This is a genomic window from Halalkalibacter sp. AB-rgal2 (genome assembly GCF_041821005.1).
GTDB lineage: Bacteria > Bacillota > Bacilli > Bacillales > Bacillaceae_D > Halalkalibacter.
In genome coordinates, this window is sequence record NZ_JBGUAV010000075.1 from 1 (window position 1) to 652 (window position 652).

Sequence of the window (652 nt, forward strand, 5' to 3'; positions counted from 1 at the left end):
TTTAATTTCCAAACACGTGGTCTAACTCCACCGTCTTTAGACGGTATACGCTTTTAGCCTTATGCCTCGATGTCCATACTTAAGGTGTGAGGTGAAAGTATGGACGGATATAAGAAGAATAGTCATGCAGTGTTTGATATCAAGTTTCATGTCATCTGGGTAACAAAATATAGATACAAGGTGTTACGTGGTCCGATTGCGGTAAGAACACGAGAATTAATCAGACAAGGGTGTGAAGCAAGAGGAATCACCATCTTGCAAGGAAGTGTTGGAAAAGATCACATCCACTTATTGTTATCATGTCCACCAAGCCTTGCTCCAAGTAAAATCATGCAGTATCTAAAAGGGAGATCATCAAGGCTTCTCCAGGATCAATTTCCTGAATTAAAAAAGAAATATTGGGGCCAGCACTTATGGGCAAGGGGTTATTTTTGTGCCACGGTAGGAACGGTAGATGAAGAAACAATCAGAAATTATATTGCGAACCAATTCAATGAAGAAAAGAACGACATATTCACGATTGAAGAATGAGTTTAGTCAAATTTTAGTGTGCTTAAGCAGAGGCTTTAAGATGACTTCAGTCTTATGAAACGACTTTAGTCGTAGACATTTTATGTCCAAATCCACCTGCTTTAGCAGGTGGTCGTTTAAG

Annotated in this window: 1 protein-coding gene; it reads left to right on the top strand. The window is 39.3% G+C overall.

What is annotated here, in order from left to right; all coding sequences use genetic code 11:
* Positions 1–99: 99 nt before the first annotated feature.
* Positions 100–531 carry an IS200/IS605 family transposase gene (gene tnpA, locus ACERJO_RS21045; RefSeq protein WP_332635076.1) on the top strand — a complete coding sequence of 144 codons (432 nt, stop codon included), beginning with the start codon at positions 100–102 and terminating at the stop codon, positions 529–531.
* Positions 532–652 lie beyond the last annotated feature (121 nt).